General features: G+C 35.9%; 1 protein-coding gene. It reads right to left on the bottom strand.

All coding sequences use genetic code 11. The features are described 5' to 3' along the window. Nucleotides 1-26: 26 nt before the first annotated feature. On the bottom strand, nucleotides 27-407 hold the full coding sequence (locus ACY2RQ_RS19835) for a DUF7674 family protein (RefSeq protein ID WP_490114742.1): 381 nt from the start codon (nucleotides 405-407) through the stop codon (nucleotides 27-29). Nucleotides 408-482: the final 75 nt, after the last annotated feature.

The raw sequence follows: 482 nt of genomic DNA, 5'->3' as shown, positions 1-482 counted from the left end.
ACTTGTTATGCGGAAATTTACTCGGTTTATGTGTTTGTTGGTGGCTTGCCATGAAAATTAAGATATAAGGACTTCAACGATTGTGGTAGTAAATCCCAGTAGGGTTTTACTTTATCTCTGGGAATGCTCCAAAAGAGATTTTCAGTAAATGATACATCTATACAGTTTTTTACATCATCACTTGCAGTGTTTAAGCTCTGAGAAAGATGAATGCATACTTTTTCGAACTGATCTAAGTCATTTTGGAAGTGCATTTTTTTGTTGAGTACATTTGCAACACTCTCAAACCAACAATGAGCTGTCGTTGAATCAATATCATCACTATAAAAATCGTATTCCTTATCTGCCCGTAAGGAAATATCAGGGAATTTTTCTCTAAAACTGTAGAAGAAAGTTATAACAGACATAATAGGATGCTTTCCTTTACGAACTCTTCCTTAACTTATTGCTTGGCGCGAACTTGGCTTTTCCGCATAACGCCC

The organism is Parendozoicomonas sp. 209JJ7-1 (assembly GCF_058147085.1).
This window is presented reverse-complemented; position numbering and strand designations above follow the sequence as displayed.

Bases quoted from the DNA above. Each gene is read 5' to 3' on its own strand.
- ACY2RQ_RS19835 (WP_490114742.1), bottom strand. From the start codon at position 407: ATGTCTGTTATAACTTTCTTCTACAGTTTTAGAGAAAAATTCCCTGAT.